The sequence below is a fragment of the Flagellimonas profundi genome (genome assembly GCF_017313275.1).
GTDB classification, from domain to species: Bacteria; Bacteroidota; Bacteroidia; order Flavobacteriales; family Flavobacteriaceae; genus Flagellimonas; species Flagellimonas profundi.
In genome coordinates this window covers 158,740-184,237 of the sequence record NZ_JAFLNM010000004.1, presented here as the reverse complement: position 1 = coordinate 184,237, position 25,498 = coordinate 158,740, and the positions used below count along the sequence as shown (strand labels likewise).

19 protein-coding genes are annotated in these 25,498 nt (G+C 40.5%); 4 read left to right on the top strand and 15 right to left on the bottom strand.

All coding sequences use genetic code 11. The annotated features are described in order from the left end of the window. Positions 1-70: 70 nt before the first annotated feature. The 7 genes from J0654_RS15995 to J0654_RS15965 form a co-directional block, all read right to left on the bottom strand. Positions 71-652: a hypothetical protein gene (locus J0654_RS15995; protein WP_207030123.1), complete on the bottom strand. Its 582-nt coding sequence runs from the start codon at positions 650-652 to the stop codon at positions 71-73. Between the two features lie 209 nt (positions 653-861). Further along, on the bottom strand, positions 862-1,539 hold the full coding sequence (locus tag J0654_RS15990) for a hypothetical protein (RefSeq protein WP_207030122.1): 678 nt from the start codon (positions 1,537-1,539) through the stop codon (positions 862-864). Between the two features lie 22 nt (positions 1,540-1,561). After that, entirely contained in the window at positions 1,562-3,025 is a 1,464-nt protein-coding gene (locus J0654_RS15985) for a RagB/SusD family nutrient uptake outer membrane protein (protein WP_207030121.1), read from the bottom strand. Between the two features lie 5 nt (positions 3,026-3,030). After that, the gene (locus tag J0654_RS15980) at positions 3,031-6,165 is read right to left on the bottom strand and encodes a SusC/RagA family TonB-linked outer membrane protein (protein WP_207030120.1); all 3,135 of its coding nucleotides are present in this window, start codon (positions 6,163-6,165) and stop codon (positions 3,031-3,033) included. Positions 6,166-6,371: 206 nt separating this feature from the next. Continuing rightward, positions 6,372-7,019, bottom strand: coding sequence for a helix-turn-helix domain-containing protein (locus J0654_RS15975; protein WP_207030119.1), 648 nt, complete (start codon positions 7,017-7,019; stop codon positions 6,372-6,374). A gap of 128 nt (positions 7,020-7,147) precedes the next feature. Next, positions 7,148-8,056, bottom strand: coding sequence for a GYDIA family GHMP kinase (locus J0654_RS15970; RefSeq protein WP_207030118.1), 909 nt, complete (start codon positions 8,054-8,056; stop codon positions 7,148-7,150). Then, positions 8,056-9,372 carry a hydroxymethylglutaryl-CoA reductase, degradative gene (locus J0654_RS15965; protein ID WP_207030117.1) on the bottom strand — a complete coding sequence of 439 codons (1,317 nt, stop codon included), beginning with the start codon at positions 9,370-9,372 and terminating at the stop codon, positions 8,056-8,058. The genes J0654_RS15970 and J0654_RS15965 overlap by 1 nt, the downstream gene beginning before the upstream one ends. A gap of 178 nt (positions 9,373-9,550) precedes the next feature. Here J0654_RS15965 and J0654_RS15960 point away from each other — a divergent pair, with 178 nt between their 5' ends. Continuing rightward, positions 9,551-11,710, top strand: coding sequence for a S9 family peptidase (locus J0654_RS15960; RefSeq protein ID WP_207030116.1), 2,160 nt, complete (start codon positions 9,551-9,553; stop codon positions 11,708-11,710). Between the two features lie 19 nt (positions 11,711-11,729). Further along, entirely contained in the window at positions 11,730-13,265 is a 1,536-nt protein-coding gene (locus J0654_RS15955) for a peptide MFS transporter (RefSeq protein WP_207030115.1), read from the top strand. 8 nt (positions 13,266-13,273) lie between these two features. Here the strand turns inward: J0654_RS15955 and J0654_RS15950 are convergent, their stop codons facing one another. The 5 genes from J0654_RS15950 to surE are packed head-to-tail and all read right to left on the bottom strand — an operon-like array spanning position 13,274 to position 18,050. After that, positions 13,274-15,271: a ComEC/Rec2 family competence protein gene (locus J0654_RS15950; protein ID WP_207030114.1), complete on the bottom strand. Its 1,998-nt coding sequence runs from the start codon at positions 15,269-15,271 to the stop codon at positions 13,274-13,276. Positions 15,272-15,290: 19 nt separating this feature from the next. Next, complete coding sequence (locus J0654_RS15945; RefSeq protein ID WP_207030113.1) at positions 15,291-15,836, bottom strand: C40 family peptidase; 546 nt, start codon at positions 15,834-15,836, stop codon at positions 15,291-15,293. A 33-nt stretch (positions 15,837-15,869) separates the two neighbouring features. Then, positions 15,870-16,982 carry a lipid-A-disaccharide synthase gene (gene lpxB / locus J0654_RS15940; RefSeq protein ID WP_207030112.1) on the bottom strand — a complete coding sequence of 371 codons (1,113 nt, stop codon included), beginning with the start codon at positions 16,980-16,982 and terminating at the stop codon, positions 15,870-15,872. An 11-nt stretch (positions 16,983-16,993) separates the two neighbouring features. Beyond that, entirely contained in the window at positions 16,994-17,281 is a 288-nt protein-coding gene (locus J0654_RS15935) for a hypothetical protein (protein ID WP_207030111.1), read from the bottom strand. Further along, positions 17,271-18,050, bottom strand: coding sequence for a 5'/3'-nucleotidase SurE (gene surE / locus J0654_RS15930; protein WP_207030110.1), 780 nt, complete (start codon positions 18,048-18,050; stop codon positions 17,271-17,273). The genes J0654_RS15935 and surE overlap by 11 nt, the downstream gene beginning before the upstream one ends. A gap of 201 nt (positions 18,051-18,251) precedes the next feature. Between surE and J0654_RS15925 the strand changes: the two genes are divergently transcribed. Next, positions 18,252-20,426 (top strand): carboxy terminal-processing peptidase, encoded by a 2,175-nt coding sequence (locus J0654_RS15925; protein ID WP_207030109.1) that lies wholly within the window; start codon positions 18,252-18,254, stop codon positions 20,424-20,426. 71 nt (positions 20,427-20,497) lie between these two features. Here J0654_RS15925 and J0654_RS15920 read toward each other — a convergent pair whose 3' ends face one another. Beyond that, positions 20,498-21,391 (bottom strand): bestrophin family protein, encoded by an 894-nt coding sequence (locus J0654_RS15920; RefSeq protein WP_207030108.1) that lies wholly within the window; start codon positions 21,389-21,391, stop codon positions 20,498-20,500. A gap of 129 nt (positions 21,392-21,520) precedes the next feature. On the opposite strand from J0654_RS15920, the gene J0654_RS15915 reads away from it, so the two are divergent. Further along, positions 21,521-22,318 (top strand): DNA/RNA non-specific endonuclease, encoded by a 798-nt coding sequence (locus tag J0654_RS15915; RefSeq protein ID WP_207030107.1) that lies wholly within the window; start codon positions 21,521-21,523, stop codon positions 22,316-22,318. Here J0654_RS15915 and rodA read toward each other — a convergent pair. Both rodA and J0654_RS15905 read right to left on the bottom strand, forming a co-directional pair. Next, positions 22,315-23,598, bottom strand: coding sequence for a rod shape-determining protein RodA (gene rodA / locus J0654_RS15910; protein WP_207030106.1), 1,284 nt, complete (start codon positions 23,596-23,598; stop codon positions 22,315-22,317). The two genes, J0654_RS15915 and rodA, sit on opposite strands and share 4 nt — an antisense overlap. Then, the gene (locus J0654_RS15905; protein ID WP_207030105.1) at positions 23,588-25,456 is read right to left on the bottom strand and encodes a peptidoglycan D,D-transpeptidase FtsI family protein; all 1,869 of its coding nucleotides are present in this window, start codon (positions 25,454-25,456) and stop codon (positions 23,588-23,590) included. The genes rodA and J0654_RS15905 overlap by 11 nt, the downstream gene beginning before the upstream one ends. Positions 25,457-25,498: the final 42 nt, after the last annotated feature.

Here is a 25,498-nt window from a genome sequence, read left to right as displayed (position 1 = left end):
CAGGATTTAGCAAAGCAAACAAAAAGCCTCCATTTTTTACGGAGGCTTTTTTTATTTGATGAAGTCTGAATTATTTGCTTTCTGCTTCGTCCCATTTCATCTTATAACAGATGTTGGTTATTTTCCCTGTGGAATCTACCGTGATTTCGAAACCCTGTTTCGACCGGAAATAAGCATCTCGTAAAAAGTACCATTTGCCATTTTTTAAAAAGAACTCTCTTTTATCCGGTTTCCAGTCGGCAATAGGATAGATATCATCCAACATGGATTGGAAAACAAATGCAGTTTCTTGGTTTAGGCGAAAATCCTCCTGAATATAACTGGTCAGTTCTGGTAGGCTGGTGTTGCTGTTGATATGCTCAAACCGCTTTACGTTTTGGCCATTGTCCAGGACAATGAATTGATGGATTTCCGTATCCTTTTCCCCATAAATGTTTTTGGTTTTTTGGGTAATGTGGAACACATCGTACTTTAAAATATTTTTTACTGCCTCGGAAGTCATCTTGTTATAATCGGTCTCACAGCTTTTGTTGATAAAGTTATCGAGACGATAGGTGGCCTCTGGATGATCTTGGCAAAATGCACAAGTAATGGAAAGAAGCATTGTCCATGTTAGGGAATTGCCGATTGCTTTTTTACAGATGTGGACCATTCTACACGATAGTTTGATGAATATCTATCAAACTTATGGGCAAACCATTGATTTTATGAGTGCTAATTGATGGATGGGGTGTTTGGGTTTATGGAAATGGTGAATAGATTAATTATTTAAAGAAATAAATTAATTGTACGAAGCGAACCCCAAGAAGAATTTCTTCTTGGGGTAAACTAAACAAGGAAGTTCTTTATTTGTAAAATATATTAGTTGGGACACTCATTGGTATAGTTGAACACAAGACCAACTGTTGGAGATGGTCCATCGTTAAAGATTTTAGTTCCATTTGCATCATAGATCTGATAGGTTACCTCCTTATCATATTCGCCAGAGTTGTACACAACTTCTACCTCACTGCCATTAGGAATATCAATTGTTTTTGTAGCAGATGCTCCTTCTTCTTCAATTAAAGCAATTTCACCAGCAGCAACTCCATCATAGCTAAAGGAAAGAAATCCACCATTCCATCCATCGCCATAGGAATCTTGCATTTCAATAGTCCAAGTGCAGGGTGTTCCAAAAACGGTTACATTCATGGTGCTTGTTTCGGATTCTTCACCGTTTGCAACAATTTCAGAAACTGAAACCGATACTGGTTGATCAAACTGGGTAAAGGTCACATTTATTTTATGAGGTGCACCAGATACCTGAGCCATTTCCGCACCATTTACGGTCCACACATAATCTGAACCTCCTCTTGGTCTTACGGAATATTCAGCCGTTTCGCTAACAAAACCAACTATTGGCCCCGTGAAATTATAGACAAAAGGCACCACTTTTGGAACGTCTGATTCAATATCGTTGTCTTCAAAGCAAGAAGTAACTATTAAACAGGAAACCAATAATAAGGTGATTCCTCTAAGTTTGTTAAATTTTAGTTCCATAATATTTTATTTTAATGATTATTTATCTCCATCCACCATTTGAATAATCTTCCCCAGCTACACCAGTCGTCCCGCCGAAAGTATAACTATCCGCAGGAATAGCTTGCAGAGCTGATGCGGGAGCAGGGAAATGTAATAAAGTGCCAGATTGTAGCAAGTCTTCTTTTCGCATTTCAAAGAAGGATAACCCAGATGAAAGAATCGGCATTTCAACCATTCTTTCATAATGGATAGCATCAGCTACAGCTGAAGCGTCAATAGAAACAGGGGGTAAATTCCCTCTATTTACCCTAGTCCCTGCGTTAATTAGGTCAGCTGCGGCTGCTATATTTCCTAAATGTAGCTGGGCTTCGGCTCTATATAGATCTACTTCTGCTTTGTAAATTTCAGGAGTTGCTACAGTCCATTGCGTGATATAATTATCATATCGAGAGTATCTATAACTACTATAATGGTATTCACCTCGTTCTGGTCGAAAAGCCTGACTGTCAAGATATTCGAAATCTGTAACCAAACGGGAGTCATCGCTTGTTGAAGGGGGAATTGTAACCTCCCCTGATGGCCAATAATCAGGAGTGTTCGAATCTATTAAGTTAATAACGTACATATCAATTCTTGCCCAGCCAGGATATACCAAATATGTCTTAAAGGAATCGTACCATGTGGTATCGTCATGCAGAATACTAAAATCATTTTTGATTCCATTGTTTGCGTAGGAAAGTACTCTATTCCAATTTGTGGTACTTTTTTGAACACTATTTCTGGAATTTAAAGTCAACATTCTGGCACCATAACTGTTCATTAGTTGAGAAAGTTCAACATTGGTCATAGAATTTCCCGGAAACCAATTGTCTGGTACAGTGAATGTATTGTTGTCGGCTAAATTGATAGCCTCATCCAATTTTTTCAACGCAAATGTCATTCCTTCCTCATAGTTTACTGGCTCTCCATCATTTAAAGTACCCGTTTCGTCGGATAGCCAGACTTTGTCAAAAAATAATGCATTGTAGCCAAGTGTCAATGCTTGTGTAAATTTGGCTATGGTCTCAATTAATTTTGGTTGACTGAAATCCGCACCTTCATTAACCTGAGCTAAAACTGTATTTGCATCTGCCAATATGGAATAATAAGCGCTAAATGGATTTTCTATTATGACTGCATTTGGGTATGAAGTGGTATTATTGTATGCTACCCTTGGTTCACTGGAAATATCTCGCATCCCAAAATTGCCCCATGAACACGTTGAAACATCCGCAGCAGTATTGGTCGCAAAACCAAGGCCATCAGTACTTGATGTTGTCATATAAAAGTTTTGATACAATCCTGAAGCTGTGGCCTCGATGGCACTAGCATCAAAATTCAGAGTTTGGTCATCTGGATTTTCTAAGTTTTCAACTTCTAAATCGGTCTCAAACTCCATACATGATGATATTATCAAAAAGGGAGCAAAAGCCAATATTGTATAAATATGATTGAACTTTTTCATGGTGTTTAAAATTTTAGTTGTATTGATAAAGAGTAGGAAGTTTGGACAGGATATACTCCATAATCAACCGAAAAGTATTGACTTGTATCATCACTATATGAATTAACTTCGGGGTCCCAACCGGTATATTTGGAAAATGTCAATAGGTTTCTGCCTATTAAGCTTAACTTTATTTCATTGAAGAAATCCAAATGATCTAATGCCTTTTTTGGTAGCCTATATGAAAGTGAAGCTTCTCTAAGTTTTACAAAGGTTCCGTCTTCTACCCAGAATTTGTTATTGTTGTTTGTGTCATATAGATTACCATAGTAAATGGTAGTTTTCTTTTCTGAGTCTGGTTTATTAGATTGATCAACGATATCAGTTCTGTTAGAGATTGTTAACCATTGTCTATTCTTATTGTAGACATCCCCACCTTGTTTCCAATCCCATAACATATACAGTGATAGGTTCTTATATTTAAAAGTTGAGTTGATACCGGCACGGAAATCAGCATTTTGATTACCAATTTCCTCAAAAACCGGGATATCATCTTCATCTACTTTTATAATGGGAGCTTCGTCTGAAGTCCCAATCGTGTTAGCTAGAACTACAACACCATCTGAGTTAACGACATAATCGGTGATTGACCCACCGTCGGGTAACTGCTGAGTCATTGTTTCCAAGTCTTCTACAAAAACTCGACCCCACATAGTGCCAAATTCGATACCTTCCCTTAACAAGAATAGATCTTGTGAACCTACCTGTTGCTCTGGAGCGTTAAGTTTTGTAATTACATTTTCGGTGGTAGCAAAGTTCAAACCTAAATTCCACGAGAAATTTTTATTTGATATTACAGTAGCGTTCAATGATGCTTCGTAAGTATTCGCTTCCAAATCCCCAACATTTTGCCATTGTCTATTTTTACCCTCGTTTGCTGGAGGGAAAAGACTTACTAACATAAATTGATCGCTTGTTTTTTGCTGGGAGTAAGCACCTTCAAAGTTCAATCTGCCATTAAACATTGATAAATTTGCCCCAACTTCCATTTCTTCGGTTAAGGAAGGTCTTAAATCAGGATTGCCTTTTATCCTGTCAGTGTCTAATGACCCATTGTTGATTTCAATTTGTTCATATTGCCATTCAAATCCAGGTCGTTGACCCGCAGTCCCGATGGCAAAATTGATTTTGAATTCATCTACTCCAGGGATTTTAAAATCTTCGGATAATCTGTATGCTCCTGATAATCTATAGTAATCATTCCATTTATAATTCTCGCCAAATAACGAAGACCCATCTTTCCTATAAAGCCCATCCAAAATATATCTGTCTTTAAAAACCAATCCACCTATGGCAAAAAAGTTTTGAGCAATAGTTTGTGAAAAGTCAGAACCGCTTATAAGGTTATCCGAATCAAAGTTGTCTAAACTCGGAATTCCGGGATATAGATAATCCGTACCTTGGGAGTAAAAGCTTTCATATTTTATATCTTCATTAAGGTAGCTCAATTTTCCTTTAAGCTCTAATTCACCAACTTCTTTAGCAAAATTTAGTGTCGCTTGTGCTTTTTGGGCTAGGGAGTAACTACTTGATTTATATAAGCTTCCCTTGGAGTACCCAAACCCAATTTCAGACCCATCATCTTGGAAGCTATCGAACTTGTTGTTATCACTATATCTATAGTTGTCGCTTTCAAAAGTATATTCTAAATCAGCGTTAAGCCAAGAAGTTAGTTTTACATTCAAATTATATCCTCCCAAGAAGCGTTGTTGAGTTGATTTTATATCTGTATTGTAAAGAGAATACAAAGGGTTGTCTATCTCATTTTCCCATGGGTCTGGTTTGAAATAATAAGGCTGTCCATCTGGATTGGTAGCCAGTAGATTGGCATCGGGTGATAACCTCATGATGATACGATAAAAGTCATCATTGTCCACAGGGGAGGAGTCGTTAACATTTATAAAAAGATTGCTGGTACTAAACTTCAGCCAATCATTAATCTGGTAACTGGCATTTAATCTGTAACTATTTCTTTGGTATCCTTCTATTAACTTAAGAACGCCTTCATAGTCAAAATCTTCAAAAGAAAAGAATACATTTCCTTTGCTACTACCTTGTGAAATAGAACCATACATAGTCCTTGTCAATCCCTCTTTAAAAATTAAATCTTGAAAATCATTATACACCCCATATGGGTTGTCTGAGTATCCATCGTCGTCGATGGTTCTACCTCCAATAGTGGCCATTGGGTGTCCAGCTGCTGCCAAAATACTTTGGAAATTATCTGGATACATCACACCTTCAAACTTTGTATACTGGCCTGCGAAGCTTTGCCAATCGCTTGCCAATTTGTAAGGGTGGGATTGGTTGGTAGTAACAAAGTTTGTGAGTTTGGTAAAGCCTATTTCATTTCTTAAAGTAACTTCGGTTTTACCTTCTTTACCTCTTTTGGTAGTGATGACAATAACACCGTTACCAGCTCTAGAACCGTATAGGGAAGAAGCAGATGCTCCTTTTACGATTTCCATACTTTCGATATCGTCCACGTTGATATCCTGAAGTCCGTTTTCTACAAACACACCGTCTAAAATCACTAATGGCTCCTGAGAACCATAGAAATTAGTGGATCCTCTTAATATGATATTGGCTCCTTGACCAGGTTGTCCTAAATTGTTTACTGAAACACCGGACACCTTACCTTGAAGTGCACTTGCGGCTGATGTTGCAACAACTTCCTGAATATCGTTTCCACCTACTTTTGCTACGGTTACCGATAGCTTTTTTCGGCTAGTAGCACCAGCCACACCGGTAACAACAACTTCATCCAATGCTTGTGCGTCATCCTCCATTTGTATGTTAATGGTAGGGGCCGTACCAATTGTTCTTTCTACAGTTTTTTGACCGATGTAGCTAAAACGAAGCACTTGGCCGGTACTTGCCATTATGGAATAGTGGCCATCAAAATCGGTTTGTGTACCATTTGTTGTACCGACTACAATAATTGACACTCCTGGAAGAGGAAAACCATCCTGACCGGTTACGGTTCCAGAAACATTCATTTCTTGTGCGAATGCTGTTAAGAAACAAAAAAACAGCACTAGCATCATCCAATAATTTTTCATTATCATAAAAATTAATTTAGAGTTAGTTAATGCATCCAAGCAAGGGGGGATAAATCTCTTTTGTAGGCTAATTCAAAAAACCTCCGAAACAATGAAAACTAATAATCGGAAAGAAGTAAGATTTAGAGCCCCACCTTGTGGATTGCGGAACAAAAAAAATGAAAGTAATTACGGAGGTTGTAAGCGCTTATTAACCTTTACTTATTTACCGACCAAGATTAACATTAACAAAGGGAAGGTGCTTTTCATGCAGCTTTTTGAATATATTCTTTTGGGGTGGTATGGGTTATTTTTTTAAATGCTTTGTAGAATGAAACCCTGTTGTTGAAACCACATCGATAAGCAATATCTGAAATGGACTCTGATGATTTCTCAAAATTGGAACATAGTATTGACTTAGCTTCTTCAATTCTATACCCATTTATAAAATCGTAGAAACTCATATTAAAATTTTCGTTGATTACTTGTGAGGCGTGATGTCTTGAAATATTCAATAATTCAGCAATATCATCCAAACGGATATCGTGATTTAGATATAGCTTTTTATTTTCCATCAAACTTTCCAACTTGGTTTTTAGTTCCGTTGAAAATGCTTCCGACAGTCCTGTTTTTTCATACTTATCACTTTTCTTCGGAGTCGTCAATTGATAGGACTTTCCTTCCAAGGTTTTATGATTCTTAATCAATAAGTAAATAACCGTTGCATTTAAAGCCAGAGGAACTAATTGTGCATAAACAAAGGGTGCTTTAAAACTCTCATTCCAGTTTAACCAATAGTAAGCAGTCAAAAAGATGGTATAGAAAAAGTGAAACGAGAAAAGTAAAAGTAACTTTTTGGTTAAAAAACCGGCTTTGCGCTTATTCAGTAAAGGTGTGAATTCCCAGAACGACATAGCTTTCATTTTTGTCTTCCAGATTCAAAGTGCAAAAAACAGGGGGTTTATGGCCTCACCAATTGATGAATGCCCCATATGAGTTTACGGATGAGTTTAATATGGACTACTTTGACCCTTAAAAGTGACTATAAAACCATTTTTGAATAAGGAACCACAGTGTTGTACCCTTTGGATTTAAAATAGGAAATGGATTGATCATCACCCGTGGCCATTACAAAATCCCCTCCCCAGGCTCCAAGGCTTTTTATCATTCCAAAATAATCCGGGAAAAGTTGCTGCTTTACGGGATCCATTTTTAAAATATGGGAAAGTAAGCTTTCATGCTCTTCCATTAGTGATTCAAAACCGGATAGAGTGGAAGCTGAAATCATTTTTCTTGTAATGTCCGAAACCTGTTTCACCAACTTTGGCTTGTCAAATTGTTGCTCTCTGTAGTTGGCAATGGCCTCTTTACTGCTCTGTTTTTGATTAAGATGGACGAAGTAGAGCGAGTCCTTAAAACTAGGCGCAAAATCAATTTCCTTAACATGAGGTTCCCCATCTTGGAGTTGGTAGGTGATAGGTAAGTTGTGCTGTGCACAGGCAATATCGTAACCACTTCCGCCAAAAGCATTCCATAAAAGTTGATAGGCATCCACACGCGCCCATTGTGCCAAATTGTTTATAAGGGTGGAAGATGTTCCAAGGCCCCAAGATTTGGGGAATGTAAGGTGGGTCTCGATCTGGAAACCATGACTATCCGTTAATAATAATGGGTTTTGGGCATTGGCTTCCAAAAGTAAGGACATCAATGTCTTGGCCATGTTTTCATCCGAAGTGGAAACCACATTTAAATTTTTGAGGTCAAACTTTGCGGAGAACCAGACTTGATCATTTTCATCAAAACTGGTCCATTCCAAAAAACCCGATTTTGTCGGAGTTACATGGAGCGATTGTCCATAGCTGGTGGGGATGGCCAAGCCCAATGCGCCATCCAAGATGGCATACTCCCCCGTTAACAATAACTTGCCGTTGCTGTAAAACTCCTTCTCCATTAGTTTGATTTAATTCTTTCAAAAGCCTCTTTTACCGAGGCATTGGTTACGGTCTGATCCTTAAAATAGGTGACCAATTGTTGCTTTTCGGCTTCTGTGGCCCCCAACTGGTTCAACATGTTCAGCAAGTGCATTTTCATGTGCCCTTTTTGAATCCCCGTGGTGACCAAACTACGGACTGCCGCAAAATTCTGGGCCAATCCGGCTACGGCCACAATTTGCATCAATTGTTTTGCAGATGGATTTTGAAGGATCTCCAAAGCCAGTTTTACCAATGGGTGCAAAGTGGTCAATCCGCCTACGGTTCCAAGAGCAAGGGGCACCTCGATCCAAAACTTGAAAATGCCGTCTTCTATTTTTGCATGGGTGAGGCTGGAATATTGACCGGCTTTTGCGGCATAGGCGTGCACGCCTGCTTCCACGGCCCTAAAATCATTTCCCGTGGCAAGTACGACCGCATCAATGCCGTTCATAATGCCCTTGTTGTGTGTTACGGCCCTATATGGCTCCACATTTGCTATGTTCACGGCCTGTACAAACTTTTCGGCGAATTCCTCGGCAGGCATATCCGCATTGCCCAATTCCGAAATGGGGCAACTTACCTCGGCCTTTACCAAACAATCGGGCACATAGTTGGACAAGATGCTCATCACTACCTCAATGTTTTTTTCTTCCTCGGTAAACCCATCAAAAGTAAGTGCGAGCTCCTTTAATGTTTTGGCAAATTGTTCCAAGCAGGAATTGATAAAATTCGCTCCCATGGCATCCAATGTCTCAAAAGTGCAATGGAGCTGATGGTAGCCTTTGATCTTATCCGATAGATCCCTTAATTCAATATCATTGATGCCTCCGCCCCGCTTTTCCATGCTCTGGGTAATGGTGGCAACACTTTTAAGCAATTCTGGTTTGGCCGAATCAAAGAAATCGGAAAACTTTTCTTTATCTCCTTTATATATAAAGTGTACCTGCCCTACTTTTTCGGTACCGATGATCTCGGCTTTAAAACCACCGCGTTCCAACCAAAACTTCGCTGCCTTGCTTGCTGCCGCTACCACCGAGCTTTCCTCTATGGCCATGGGTATGGCATAGAGTTCGTCGTTAATCCTGAAATTTGGTGCTATGGCAAATGGCAAATAGTAGTTGGATACGGTATTCTCTATAAACTCATCGTGCAGTTTCTGCACTCTGGGGTCCGTGTTCCAATACTGTTCCAACAGTTGTTTGGTGGCCTTCGGGTCCTTGGTGCAATTGGTGGCTATCCAATCAATTTTTTGGGTTTTGGTAAGTTTGGAAAATCCTTCAACGGGAGTGTTCATAAAGCTGGGTTAAAGCATTCAAATATACGGATATTGACCATTTAGGTGAGCCTCGTATTTATTTTGAATTCGAAGTGGTGTTTTAAAGGTTAAATTTTGTTGCAAACGCAACATCAAAATTTATTTTTCCGATAAATATTAGTAAACTTGGGAGTTTTTAATCAATTTTTTTCACTTCATGAACAAACAATCTTTTCTATTCCTGTTCCTTTTGGGAGTTGTTACTTTTTCCACAGCGCAAAAGAAAAAAATAACCCTTGAAGAAATTTGGGGAGGAGAGTTTAGGACAGAATACATGGATGTCCTACGATCCATGAACAATGGTACACAATACACTGTTTTAAATACCACACGTTCCCCGCGTTCCAGTAGTTTGGACAAGTATGATTACGAAACCTTGCAAAAGGCGGAAACCATTGTGGCATCGTCCGATGCCGTGCCCTATTTTTCGTCCTATACCTTTAGTGATGATGAATCACAGGTGCTTTTGGCTACCGAAGTAGAGCCTATATTTAGACGTTCCCGCTTGGGCATTTACTACGTGTATGATATCGCCTCCAAAGAATTGGTGAAAATTTCCGAGACGAAGATCCAAGAACCGACCCTTTCTCCTGATGGCGGCAAAGTGGCCTATGTTCTGGACAACAATTTATATGTGATGGACCTGGCCGAACGAACCACCAAACAAGTTACCACCGATGGTAACAAGGGTACCATCATTAACGGGGTTACCGATTGGGTATATGAGGAAGAATTTGCATTTGTACGTGCTTTTGAATGGAACAGTGATGGAACAAAAATTGCTTTCCTCAGATTTGATGAGACGGAAGTGCCACATTTTTCCATGGATTTTTACGGCACGGGATTATATCCATATCAATACGAATTTAAGTACCCCAAAGCTGGGGAGAAGAATTCCGTAGTTACCCTACATATGTATGATGTTGCTTCCGGAGCTATTTCGAATGTTGACCTGAATGATCCATACTACATTCCAAGAATCAAATGGATGCACGATGCAAACACGCTAAGTGTCCAAACATTGAACAGGCATCAAAACGATTTAAAACTATATGCGGTAAATGCGGAAGATAATTCAGCGACCGTTTTGTTGGAAGAAACCGATGCGGCTTATGTGGACATTGATGACGACCTTACTTTTTTGGATGATGATAGCTTTATATGGACAAGCGAGGCCGATGGCTACAACCACTTGTATTTGTATGACAGCAATGGGAAACTAAAAAACCAGATTACCGAAGGACCTTGGGAAGTGACCCGTTACTATGGCTATGACGAAAAACATGACCGCATTTTTTATCAGTCGGTAGAAAATGGTTCCATCAACAGGGGTGTTTACAGTATTTCCACCAAAGGAAAACGTAAAAAGGAATTATCGACCCAAGAAGGAACCAATGCTGCAGCTTTTAGCACGGACTTTACGTATTACATCAACACATATTCAAGTGCGACTACGCCCTACAGGTTTACGTTGCACGATGCTTCCAATGGTAAATTGGTCAAGGAGATCAAGGACAATTCAGCTTTGCAGGACAAGTTGAATGGATACGAGATTGCGCCCAAAGAGTTCTCCACCATCAATGTAAATGGGTACGACCTTAATATGTATATGATCAAACCGGCCGATTTTGATCCAAATAAAAAATATCCACTCTTCATGTTCCAATACAGTGGTCCAGGTTCGCAACAAGTAGCCAACCGATGGATGGGCAGCAATGATTATTGGCACCAACACTTGGCATCGCAAGGTTACATTGTAGCTTGTGTAGATGGCAGGGGGACAGGATTAAAAGGTCGTGACTTTAAAAAATTGACTCAAAAAGAGTTGGGTAAATATGAGGTGGAGGACCAGATTGCAGCCGCTCAAAAATTGAGCGAACGTTCGTATATCGATGAAAACAGAACCGGAATCTGGGGATGGAGCTATGGAGGTTTTATGTCCACCAACTGTTTGCTTAAGGGCAACGATACTTTTGAAATGGCCATTGCCGTAGCGCCTGTGACCTCTTGGCGTTTTTACGATACCATTTACACGGAGCGTTATATGCAAACGCCACAGGAAAATCCAACGGGGTACGATGATAACTCTCCATTCAATTATCCGGAATTGTTAAAAGGAAAGTATCTGTTGGTCCATGGTTCGGGAGATGACAATGTGCACGTACAGAACACCATGAGAATGATAGAGGCCTTGGTACAGGCCAATAAGCAGTTCGATTGGGCGATTTACCCGGATAAAAACCATGGGATCTATGGGGGCAATACCAGATTGCACCTTTATACCAAAATGACCAATTTCGTTAAAGAAAATCTTTAGAACTTAAACCAATACAGTTATGTCAGAAGTATCCAAACCAGAAAGTGAAAAGCAGTTATTTGGGCACCCAAGAGGATTGTTTTACCTCTTTTTTGCAGAGTTATGGGAGCGTTTCAGTTTTTATGGAATGCGAGCGTTGCTTACCCTTTATATGGTGGATGTAATATTCGCAGCTTTAATGGAACGAGATTATGCAACCGCAGCGGTTTATTCTTCATATGGTTCGTTGGTTTACGCTTCAACAGTTATTGGAGGTCGTATTTCCGATAGTATTTTGGGAATGCGTCGATCTATTTTTCTTGGAGGGATATTGATGTCTTTAGGACATTTTGTTCTGGCTATAGAAAACCATGTAACTTTTTTTATTGCCCTTTCACTTATAATAGCGGGAAATGGGTTCTTTAAACCGAACATTTCAACATTTGTTGGTTCGCTTTATAAGGATGGGGACCCAAAAAAGGACTCGGGATTCACCATTTTTTACATGGGAATCAATATTGGCGGATGGGTGGCACCTTTACTTTGTGGCTTTTTAGCGGCCAAATATGGATGGCACTATGGATTCGGACTTGCCGGCATTGGAATGCTTACGGGTCTGATTGTTTTTTGGAGCGGTATCAAAAAAGGGGTTTTCGGAGACAAAGGGCTTCCTCCAGAAAATGGAAATATTGAAAAGAAGGTATTGGGATTGAAACAAGGCATATTGGTGCCAGTTTTGGCATTTGCTTCAGTTCCGATTATAGCTTATTTGCTTTCTGCCTACAAGGCACTGGGGGCAGAGGGAACTTTTTTCGGGGATCAAAACATTGTAAACGTTATTTTTAAATTGATCGGTATTTCCATTTTGTTTTATCTGGGCTACATCATGTTTAAAGCTACAGTAGAAGAGCGTAAAAAACTCTTTGTAGCGGTACTGATCACCTTTTTTATGACCATTTTCTGGGGATTCCATGAGCTTTCAGGTAGTGTAATTACGCTTTTTGCAGCTCGAAATGTGGACTTGGAGGGAATTATGTCAGCTTCTCAGACAAATTCTTTGAACTCCATGTGGATCATTATTTTGGCTATTCCTATTTCCTTAATGTGGCAATGGTTGTCCAAAAAGAAGCTCAATCCACGAACTCCCTACAAATTTGGGATGGGACTTTTGTTTGCGGGTATCAGTTTTTATGCACTGGCCGTTAGTGGAGCCAGTGCCAACGAAAATGGATTTGTTCCGTTCACATACTTGCTGTTGATGTATTTCTTGTTATCGGTAGGGGAACTGTTCATGTCACCCGTGGGACTGTCAAAAATCACAGACCTTTCACCAAAACGGATCGTAGCCTTTATGATGGGGGTTTGGTTCCTGTCATCAGCATTTGCATTCCAAGTGGTCGGTTTTATTGGTAAGCAATTGGCCATCGAAAGCACAGATGCCGATATAAGCGGTTTTAGTACCCTCAATATTTATACTGATGGATTTATGCTCATTGCACAATACGCTCTAGGAGCTGGGGTTTTGGTTATCATAGCTTCACCTTTGATCAAAAGATTGATGGGCAACGTACACTAAGAACAGTTTCAAAATTTAAAAGAATAATATCCCTTTTCACCGGTGTAGTGGAAAGGGATTTCTTTTTGGGCACAGGTTGCTTTCCATTTGTTGATCATAGATGGATAATTGCTGCCATCGGCGATTACTTTTTTGGGACTGATGGAATCAAGAAGTCGTTCAAGATTCAGTTTGGGAGATTGCGTGAGCAACAGGTAATCCACATGTTCTTCCAAAGGAAGGATGCCCAAACTATCCACAACAAACAGTTTTTTGCCCCCAATACGGTAACTGTTTTGTAATGCGGTTGTATCTACGTTTTGAATCCGTTCGGCCACTGCATAGTTGTCCGCAATGTTTCCGATGTTGGATCTGTCCGAAGTAAGAATGGAAAGAGAGTCACCCAATTGATGCAAAAGAACCGTATTTCTTGTTCGGTGTGCCAGTACAATGGTTTCCTTTTGATGTACCTGAAATTGCCCCCAGATAACCCAACTTTGATAAAGGATCAGACCTCCAAAGAAAACCAAAGCTGATTTCCATCGGGGTCGGGATAGAAATAGGACCATGGCAATGATAATAAGATAGCCCAATAGCAACTGAACCGAATCAAAAGGAATGTTTTTGATGATGAAACCTTCCTGTTGGGCCACCCAACCTACAATGGAATTCATTAGATGAATGATCCAGTTGAAACCATCGACCATAAATTGGGGCAAGTAATCAATCAAAGTCAATAGGATGACCAAGATTCCGAAGCCCAAAATCAATCCTAAACAAGGAACTATGAGCAGGTTCGAAATAAAAAACAATGCCGGAAACTGATGAAAATAGAACAGACTCATAGGAAGAACGCCTAATTGGGCGGCAACACTTACGCATAACAATTGCCACATTTTACGAAGGATGATATGCTCAGGAAACCAAAACTTTTGCAACTTGGGATAGATCCAAACAATGGCAAACACCGCCGCATAACTCATCTGGAACCCTACTTGAAACAGGAACAATGGTTTTACCAGTAAAATGAACAACATGGAAAGTGCCAAAATGTTGAATGAGTTCGTTGGCCGGTTGAGGTAAAGTGCGTAGGCCACAAAAGAGAACATGGTCACCGCACGAACAATGGAAGGGGAGAGCCCGGCCAAAAATGCGTAGCCCCAAAGTAGCAAAACAACCAGGATGAGCTTAGTGGTTTTACCTTTAGGTAAACCCTCCAATGGGGACAAAAGAAACTCCAATAAAAACAGGATGATTCCAACATGAAGCCCAGACACGGCCAAAATATGGACAGCTCCCGCATTTTTGTAGTTGTTATAGGTGGTTTCGGAAATATCGTTACGTTTTCCCAAAAGCAAGGCTTGGATAACACTCAGTTCTTCCGTTCCAAAGTTTTTTTTCTCTAATTTGGAAATGATATGCTCCCGGAAGTTGCTTGCTATACCAAATAAGGTTTTTGAAGCATGTTCCTTTTTTACAATGTTGCCATAGTTGGTTCTGATCTGATGTTGGATCCCTTGTTTTAAAAGGTAATCTTTGTAGTCAAATTGGTGTGGATTCAATGGTGGACGAATACTTTCAGGTTGGGCATAGATAAAAAACTCATCATCCACCAGTAATTGTTTTACTGTTGAATCCACTGAAAGACTAAAAAGTAATTTTCCCGATACTTGAACATTGTCCGAAGTAATGATCTGGGCGACATATCGATGGGAGAACGTGTTGGGCTTGAGTACTTCACTTATTTTTAATTGCCAAACTTTTTCCTGTTTAAGGTCTGATTTTGAGTAGTGATTGGGCATACCACCACCCATGGATATACCCACAACAAAAACACCCAAACATATGGTGATGAGCGACGTTACCACTTCAAAATACGGGAACCCAGTTCTGTGCTGCTTTTTGCCGATCCAAAAAAGGGCTGGCATCAAAACAAGCATCGATAGTAGGGGTAAAAGTGGTTCTACATCAAAATAAAAGCCGATGATAATGCCCAAAGCAACCCACAAGGTGAGTTTTATGGACACAAAATTAAGTTGACGCACCTTACAGGATGCGCATGGCCTTTACAAAAGCGCTGTTCCAATATCCTTCCCGTAACGAGGATACCAGTACACCGCGTGAGGTTGTGGCATGGATAAATTTAATATCGTTTCCATCCACATCGACCACCAAACCCACATGATTGATGCGTCTCCCCGTCTTACTTGTTTTAAAAAACAGTAAGTCTCCTTTTTCGATATGGGTTACCCTGATTTTTTCACCTTCCAAGGCCATTTGGTAGGATGTTCTGGGAAACATAATGTCGTTTTCCTTTAAGGAAACATAGACCAATCCAGAGCAGTCCATGCCCTTTTTTGTGGTCCCCCCATATTTGTAACGGGTTCCTGAAAAAGTCAACGCGGTGGAAATAATTTCGTTGGCCTTAGCATTTTTACGCCCCTCTTTTTTGGGTTTTCGTTTAGGGGAAGTGTCGGTGGTGGACCCCTCTACCGTAACGGTTCGGGTCTTGCTGTAGGTGCGTCGTTTTTTACCTGGGCCGCAAGCGGCAAGGGTAAAAAGCAACAGTAAGATTATGGTTTTTCGTAACATCCAAGAATAGATTTACTTTCTTGGATGATAAAACTACGCATTTTTCACAATTAATTGGGCGGCCTTTTCACTGGCGCCCTTCCCGCCCAATTTTTCTTTGAGCAATTTATAGTCGGATAACATGCGATTCCGTTCAGCTCCATCCACAATTTTGGTAAGCTCTGCTTTTAGGTTTTTTGCAGTCAAATCATTCTGAATCAATTCCTTGACGACTTCCCTCTTCATGATCAAATTGACCAGGGAAATATAATCCAGCGTGATGATGCGCTTCGCAATTTGATAGGAAATCCAATTTCCTTTGTAGCAAACCACTTGAGGGATGCCAAAAAGAGCGGTTTCCAAAGTGGCCGTTCCACTGGTAACCATCGCCGCATGGGAATGCTTTAAAAGGGTGTAGGTTTTGTTGGTAACAAACTCCACTTTATCCCCTTTAAGGAATGGGGTGTAAAACTCATTGGGTAGACTGGGAGCCCCGGCAATTACAAATTGGTAGTTGGGAAAATCCTTTTTCACGGAAAGCATCACGTCCAGCATTTTTTGAACTTCCTGCTTCCTGCTACCGGGCAATAGGGCAATGATGGGCTTTTCGGGGTCTAGGCCGTTTTCTTTTCTGAATGTTTCATTATCCTGCAGTGGAGTGTTCTCAATGGCATCGATCAGTGGATGCCCAACAAACTCTACAGGGTAGCCATGTTTGTTTTCGTAAAAATCCTTTTCGAAAGGAAGGATGACGTACATGTTATCAATGTCCCGCTTTATTTTTTTGATCCTACCTTCCCTTGATGCCCAAATCTGCGGAGAAATGTAATAATTGGTTTTGAAACCGTTTTCTTTGGCCCACTTTGCGATTCTTAGGTTGAATCCAGAGAAATCAATAAAAATAATCTGATCGGGATTGAACTTTTGGATATCCTCTTTGCAATACGAAATGTTTTTGAAGATGGTGGGAATGTTCATCAGCACTTCCAAAAAACCCATAAAGGCCATATCCTTGTAGTGTTTGGCCAGTTCACCGCCAGCTTGCTGCATTAAATCACCACCCCAACAACGAATCTCTGCTGAGGCATCCTCTTTTTTGAGAGCCTTTATCAAATTGGATCCGTGTAGGTCCCCCGATGCTTCACCAGCTATGATGTAATATTTCATAGACTTCTAAACTAAGCCATCACTTTATACAATAGAATAACCAGGGCCGTTACCAAAGTCGCTAGCATAACACCTTTGGCCCGTTGGTCTCTCTTGATCCGTAAAAATCCAAAAAACGCGACCAAGTTTAATATGGCGCCCAATGCCAATAGGCTGCCAATGTGCCCTTGATCTATCGCGGCATTAAACGTTTCAACAATGCCCAAATCGGAAAATAGCAGAATATAAAGCAAGGTGCCAAAGGTATTTGCAATGATTCCTACTATAAATCCTATGATGATTTCTTTCTTATTGTTCATTTAAGTTCCAGTTGTTTATTTGTGGTATGGCATGGTGTGCCGTAAGGTCAAATTGAGTGGGTACCACGGAAATATAGCCTTCTGCCAATGCCCATTCGTCGGTGTCTTCGCCTTTGTCCAAAAGTTCAAATTCTCCCGTTAGCCAATAATAATCCTTTCCCGAGGGGCTTGTTCGTTTATCAAACTCCTCTTTCCAATTGCCGCGGGCCTGCCTGCATATTTTAACACCTTTTGGTACAGTTTTGGTTTTGGGAATGTTCACATTCAACACCGTACCCTTTGGAATCCCGTTGGTCAACGCTTCGGAAACAATATTTTTGATCGGTCCCAATGCCGGTTCAAAATTGGCATCCCAGGAATAGTCGCACAATGAAAAACCAATGGCTGGAATACCTTCAATGCCAGCTTCGATCGCGGCACTCATGGTACCCGAATAAATCACATTAATGGAAGAATTTGACCCATGGTTGATACCGCTTACACAAATATCGGGTCTGCGATCCAAAATTACCCGAAGTGCCAATTTTACGCAATCGGCAGGGGTTCCACTGCAACTGTACTCGCTCGGAGCCCCTTCTTTATGGTCTACTACCACCTTTTTGGAAAACAAAGTGCTATCCACCGTAATGGCATGTCCCATGCCGCTTTGTGGACTGTCGGGAGCCACTACAATTACATCTCCAAGCTCTTTCATGGTGCGTATAAGTGCCCTAAGCCCGGGAGCGGTTATGCCGTCATCATTGGTAACAAGTATCAACGGTTTTTCCATGTCGGATAATTAATGGCATAAAAATACGTTTTTCATAAGGATATGAAACCTTTGGCGTTTAACAAAAAATTAAATCCAGCATTCAGGACTGGCACGGTTTTTTCTGTATATTAGGGAATTCATACAATTAGAAACGACGGATGACGTAATGAAGATTTGACAGTATGAGGTCAGATTATTTCGCTCCAGAAAAATCACATTATGAAAAAGAACTTTATTTTGGCACTTTTGGTTATTCTTGTTGCAGTTGCCTCCTGCAGTTTTACCAATAAGTCTTTTGGAAATGACGACAAGGATAAACTTCTACTCGATTTGATCACTTATGTTTTGGAAAGAGGGCATTATGAGCCCAAGGAAGTAAACGATAAATTCAGTTCCAATGTTTTTGATGATTTCATTGACATCGTAGATCCTACCAAAAGATACTTTTTAAAAAGCGATATACGGGAATTTGAAAAATATAGGTTTATGATCGATGATGAGATCAGAAATACCGACATCGAATTTTTCAATACAGTATATCAACGCTTGATGTTACGAATGGACGAGGCCAAGGAAATTTACAAAGAAGTGCTTTCCAAGCCTTTTGATTACACAGTGGATGAAACCATCGAAATCGATTATTCGGAACAAGATTTTGCCTCCAACAAAAACGAACTTAAAGAGCGTTGGAGAAAACAATTGAAATACAATACGCTGAATGTTTTTGATAACAAGATAGATAACCGGATTTCAGAGCTAGATCAAGCTTCGAACGAAAAAGCGGAAACAGTTTTAGCCTTTAATCAAATCCCTAGTGCCGTGGACAAAGCGGCTACCGAAGAAGAAGCGAGGGAAGTGACAAAAAACACCCTGGATGAATTCTTTGACTTTGTGGACGATTTGGAACGCAAAGATTGGTTTGTGCAGTACTTGAATACTATTGTCGAAGAATTTGACCCACATACGTTTTACTTTGCTCCAGAGGAAAAAGAAAAGTTTGATATAGGTATGTCCGGTAAGTTTGAAGGTATCGGTGCCAGATTGCAGAAAAAACCCGAAGGTGCTAAAATCGTTGAGATTATTTCAGGAGGACCTGTTTGGAGAGATCAGTCTCTCGAAGTTGGCGATGAAATTCTTAAAGTAGGCCAGAAAGGCGAAGAGCCTATCGATATCGTTGGTATGCGATTGGACGATGCCATTAAATTGATCAAAGGCCCAAAGGGTACCGTGGTTGAATTGACCGTTAGAAAAGTGGACGGAACCATAGAAACGGTCTCAATTACCAGAGATGTGGTTGAATTGGAAGAATCCTACGCAAAATCGGCTACAATAGAAGCTGGCAACCAAAAATATGGATTAATAGATCTTCCAAAGTTCTATGTGGATTTTGAAGATTATACCGAAAGAAATGCAGCTACAGACGTTGCCAAGGAGTTGGAGCGTCTTAAAGAGGCCGGTGCAGAAGGCATTATTTTGGATTTGAGAGACAATGGAGGGGGATCATTGAAAACTGTTGTGGAAATGGCAGGGTTGTTTATTAAAGATGGCCCTATTGTTCAAGTACGTTCCTCTGGCCAAAGAAAAGAGGTGCACGAGGATAAGGACGAACGTATTCAATGGGATGGTCCGTTGGTTATTTTAGTGAACGAGCTGTCCGCATCAGCATCTGAAATTTTAGCCGCTGCCATGCAGGATTATAAAAGAGCCGTTATTATTGGAAGTAAGCAGACTTTCGGAAAAGGAACGGTTCAAAATGTAATTCCTTTGGATGGTATTGTACGTGGAAATCAGCATGGAGATTTGGGTGCCATTAAATTGACCACTCAAAAATTCTACCGAATCAATGGAGGATCAACCCAGTTGGAAGGGGTTAAAAGTGATATCGTGGTTCCAGACAGGTACAGCTATATTGATTTAGGTGAGCGCGATCAACAAAACCCATTGGGTTGGGATAAAATCACACCAGCAGATTACAAGGCATGGGATGGTTATATTGATTTGGACGAAGCTGTGAAAAACAGTAAAGACCGTATGTCCAAAAATGAGCAGATCAAACTTATAGAGGAAAATGCAAAATGGTTGAAGGAACAACAGGACGAGAATTTGATTTCCCTTAAATATGATTCCTATGTGAGCAAAGAGCAGGAAGCTAAAAAAAGATCTGAAAGGTTCAAGAGCCTAAAGGATTATGATTCCAAATTATCTTTTGGTTCTTTACAATATGAGACTGAGTTGTTTACTCAAGATTCCGTACTCAGAGAAAAAAGGAATAGATGGCACAAAGATTTGGCACGTGATATTTATGTGGAAGAAGCGGTAAACGTGCTAAAAGATCTACATAAGAACAATATTAAGAAAAAGGAAAACGACGAATTGGCTAGCGTAAAAGGATAAGTCAATTACCTTATAAACTTTAACAAAAAAGCCAGCTCAAAAGGAGCTGGCTTTTTTGTTTGATCAGAATACTACATGATATAAAAATCTTTTGGTTCAATGGGTTTGGGAAGATCTGTCTCGCCGATAAGTTGCTTTATGTTAATATCAATGGTCCGCGATATGGAGGTTACGGGCGTGTCCGTAGGACGGTTTTCAAATGGATCCTGTAATCTAAAAGCCGCTTTTTCAAGAAAAAAGAAAACCATGGACAGAATCACCAGTACCGGAACTTCGATAAAAATGCTCAAGTTTAAGGGTTCTGTGAGGGAGAGAAAGATAACGAAAAGATATATCGCCAAGTGTAGCCCTTTTCTATACGTTGTTGGGAAAACCGTGTTTTTGATACGCTCACATTTGCCCATGGATGCCGTTAACCGTTCCATGGTTTCCTCCAGTTGAAGCCTGGAAAACTTATCTAATTTACCCTCATCGTACAGCTCTTTCAACGAATCGGTCTGAAGATCCAATATCCCCAAAGGCACATTGTTTTGTGATAGTAATTTTTTAAGCTCTTCCTCTGGGATAAGCCCCTTCAAATTGTCAAATGGATCTTGGCCCCGTAAAGATTGTCCAAGCGAATAGCACCAGGCAATTTGTCGGAGAGCCATGGTTTTTATCATAGGGCAGTCCGTTTCGGTGTACATTTTTAATTGCATTACAAGGGTACGCGAATCGTTTACGATGGCGCCCCAAATTTTTCGGGCTTCCCACCACCTATCGTAGGACTGGTTCACTTTAAAAGATATCAGAATGGATATCGCAATTCCCAAGGTTGTTGGAATGGTCAGGGGAATCTCCGTGTAATGATGCGAAAAAAAGATGACGGGAATATCGGTAACCAGTACGATGAGCAGTACCACCAACAAAGAAACTTTAATCTCGTTAAAAACATATTTTATCGGTAATACAGGTTTTATAATCATGTAAATTGTCTTTTTAAAGGCTGCTTTTTGGCTCGATTGCTTCAAGATAGAAATATTCCCAAGGAGTTTTATTTTTTTAGGATGTATTTATTTGCAAAATTGAACCATCAAACCAATTCAAAACCTAGAATGAGGAATAGAAACATTTATGCAATACTTATGTTTATTTGTATTGTTGGTTTTTGGCTGTTCGAAAACTTTTATACGCCAGCCACCTATTCCGGTACCGATAGTTCTAAAGCTGATGTAATGGAGTCTGACTACTTGCCCAATTCCACAACCGGTGAAGTTGTTGAGCACAGCTACTATACCTTTTCTTATAGCGAACCATTTGAACAGGCAGAATGGGTGGCCTATATCCTCAAAAAAGAACATTTGACCTACGACGATAGAGAGCGACCATATTTTATCGAGGATCCAAAGGTGAAGACCAAATCAGCGGATTGGAGAAATTATAGGGGCTCTGGATACGATAGGGGACATTTAGTGCCTGCTGGTGACAGACGCTTTTCGGAACAGGCCTATAATGAAACGTTTTATACGAGCAACATCAGTCCACAGGACAACTATTTTAATGCTGGTATTTGGAACCGTTTGGAGCAAAAGGTACGCACTTGGTGTAAAAAATATGGTGATTTAATGGTAGTAACCGGCGGTGTATTGGAGTTTGGGCTTGCTGAAATAGGGGAGGAGGGTGTGGATGTACCCCAGACTTTTTATAAAATTGTGCTAAGAGGCAATGGTGAGGGTGCCAAGGTGGTAGCATTCTTGATTCCAGCTTCGGAAACCGATGAACCCCTTGAAAATTTTTTGGTTTCCATTGATGTGATCGAGAAAAAAACAGGTATTGATTTTTTTGAGAAACAGCCTAAAGCTTGGCAATCAAAAATCGAATCCAAAGTGGATGCACGGGGATGGAAATTCTAAATACCGTCCTTTAATCGGTTAGAGTCGAGTTTTAGAAAGATAAACAATAACATCGTGAAGAAAATCAGTCCTGAACCACCGTAACTAAAGAATGGTAATGGCACGCCAATGGTGGGCAACAATCCTATCACCATTCCAATATTGATGAAGTAGTGGAACACCAATATCGAAATAACGCCATAGCCGTACATTCGGCTAAAATCACTTTTTTGCCGCTCGGCGATGTATATCAACCGTAAAAAGAACAACGAGAACAACAGTATAACGGCCGAAGTACCTAAAAAGCCCCATTCTTCACCCACCGAGCTAAAAATATAATCGGTGTGTTGCTCGGGAACAAAATCTCCTTTGGTTCGTGTTCCCTCCAAAAAGCCCTTTCCGGTAAATCCTCCCGATTCAATTGCTTTTTCGGACTGATAGGTGTTATAACCGATGGTCTTTCGGATTTCGTCCAGTTTTTCTTCATCCTTTTCCAAACTCAGCCATAAGGCAAAGCGATCTCTGTGGCGTTGTTCAAAAACATTTTCGAACACAAAATTTACGGATAGGGAAAAGAGTATCGAAACTGCAATAACCCCAAGAACCGGAAGAATAGGAATTTTTACGGATGCTTTTTTAAAGGTGTAGATCAATAAGGTGAGTATGACCAATCCAATGGCAACCCAGACTGTACCGAACATTAAGGTTGTGGCGAACAATACCACTGCAAAGATGAGAATACCCAAATAGTAGATGGGAAACCCTTCTCTGAACAACACAAAGAACAGGGAAAAATAGATAAGCGAGCTTCCTGGGTCGGGTTGTGGTAAAATCAATATGGCAGGAAGCAGGATGATTACCAATGCATACAATTGGTGTTTGCCCGTGCGAATATCGGTTTGTATGTCACTTAAAAATTTAGCAAGTGCCAAGGAGGTGGCCACTTTGGCCAACTCCGAAGGTTGAAGGTTGAAAAAACCAAGATCGTACCACGAAGTTGCTCCTGCAATGGTCTTTCCAAAAACAAACAGGCCCAATAACAACACAATGGAAACAATATAAAATATGGAGGAAAAGCGCTCAAAAAATTGAGATTCCACAAACAAAACAAAGATAATGCCCAAGGCAGCGAGCCCTATAAAAAAGAGCTGTTTGCCATACAACGTGGAAAAGTCAAAAATGGAAGTACTGACCTCGCCCACCGAAGTGGAATAAATATTGATCCAACCAATAAATACCAAAAGGGCATATAGGATTACGGTTATCCAATCCAACCTTCCAAAAGGCCCTCTACCAGACATACTCGTTTATTTCGAAAGGTTCACCACTATAAGGTTTGGCATACTCGTGCTCCAACGTTTTTTCCAACATGCGCTTTTCCAGATCTTTCCTTGTAATCTCTCCTTTAATGTATTTTTCAATTAAAAGTGAGGCGATATGGCCTGCATAGCGTGATCCGTAGTACCCGTTTTCAATATATACGGCCAAGGCTATCTGAGGGTTTTCAACAGGGGCGAAGGCGACAAAAACGGAGTGGTCCGTCAATTGCATCCGTTCTCCATCAACACGAATATAGTTTTCCACTGTACCTGTTTTTCCTGCGATTTCAATACCTGGAATTTTAACCCATCTTGCAGTTCCATAGTTATATACATTGGTCATGCCCTCAATTACCGGATCAAAATATTTTCTATCGATAGTGGTATACCTAGGCTCCGTGTATTTAGGGTCTATTTCACCATTGCTACCAATGTTCTTGATCACATGAGGTGTATAAAAATACCCGCGATTGGCAATTGCAGCGGTCATATTGGCCAGCTGTAAAGGGGTGGCCGCTATTTCTCCTTGACCAATGGCGTTGGATATGATGGTGGATGCGGCCCATCTGCCATCTCCATACCATTTATCATAGTAGGCAACATCCGGGATTCTTCCAGGTGCGCCGGTAGGAAGGTCCGTGCCCAAATAATCCCCGAGACCAAAACTTTTCATGTGTTTTTCCCAGATATCCATGCCCTCGTCCGTAGTCTCATATTTGTCAAAAATCCTACGAAAAACCCCTGCGAAATAGGCATTGCAGGATTGATAGATTCCAGAGTTCAAATCTCGGACACCTCCACCACAATGGCACCCTCGAAGCGTATTCCCAACATAAAACCCATGATAGCACCGAAACTTGGTACTTGTATCTATAACACCTTCTTGAAGGCCAACCAGAGCATTTAAAGTTTTAAAGGGCGAACCTGGAGATGGCTGTGCTAAAATGGAACGGTCCCAAGTAGGTTTGGATATGGTATCGTAATGAAGTTTACTGTAATTTTTTGATCGTTGTCTACCCACCAACAAAGCTGGGTCGTAGGTTGGGCCCGAGATCATAGTCAATATCTCACCGGTTTTGGGTTCAATGGCCACAATGCCCCCACGTTTGCCGTGCATCAATTTTTCTCCGTATTCTTGGAGGGTTTTATCAATGGTAATGTGTATTTCTTTGCCCTGTTGTGGCAGTGTATCGAGTTTACCGCCTTTGTAAGGACCAATATCCCTGTTGAAACGGTCTTTTTGAATATGTTTCACTCCTTTTTGACCTCTTAGGATTTCTTCATATTGCTGTTCAATACCTGTTCGTCCCTTTAATTCCCCAGCAACGTAGTAGGGGTTGTTTTTAAGGTCCCATTCGTTTACCTCACTAATATATCCCAGCACATTAGCCGCACTTTGTGTGTTGTAGTAGCGCAATGATCGTTTCTGAATATAAAAGCCCGTAAAATGGCGCATTTTTTCCTGAAGCTTTGCGTAATCTTCTTTGGAAAGCTGAGGCACCAAAACCGAAGGCAGTCTTGGGGAATACCTTCTTGCTTTTTCCATTTTGGTCAGGAACTCAGGTTTATCTATCCCCAAAAGGCTACAGAATTCCAAGGTATCCAAGGGTTTTACTTCTCTTGGGATCACCATTACGTCATATGCTGGCTGATTGCCCACCAATAGCTTGCCATCCCGATCGTAGATGTAACCTCTTTCGGGATAGTCATATACTTTTTTTATGGCAGGGTCATCCAATATTTGATCGGGTGAAAACCGAAACAATTGTAAATAGGATAGCCTACCTATAAAGGTGAAACCTATAAGTACAACAACCGATGAAAGCAATAATTTTTTCATGATGAACCTGAATTCTAGGGGCTCATATATACCCCAACGATA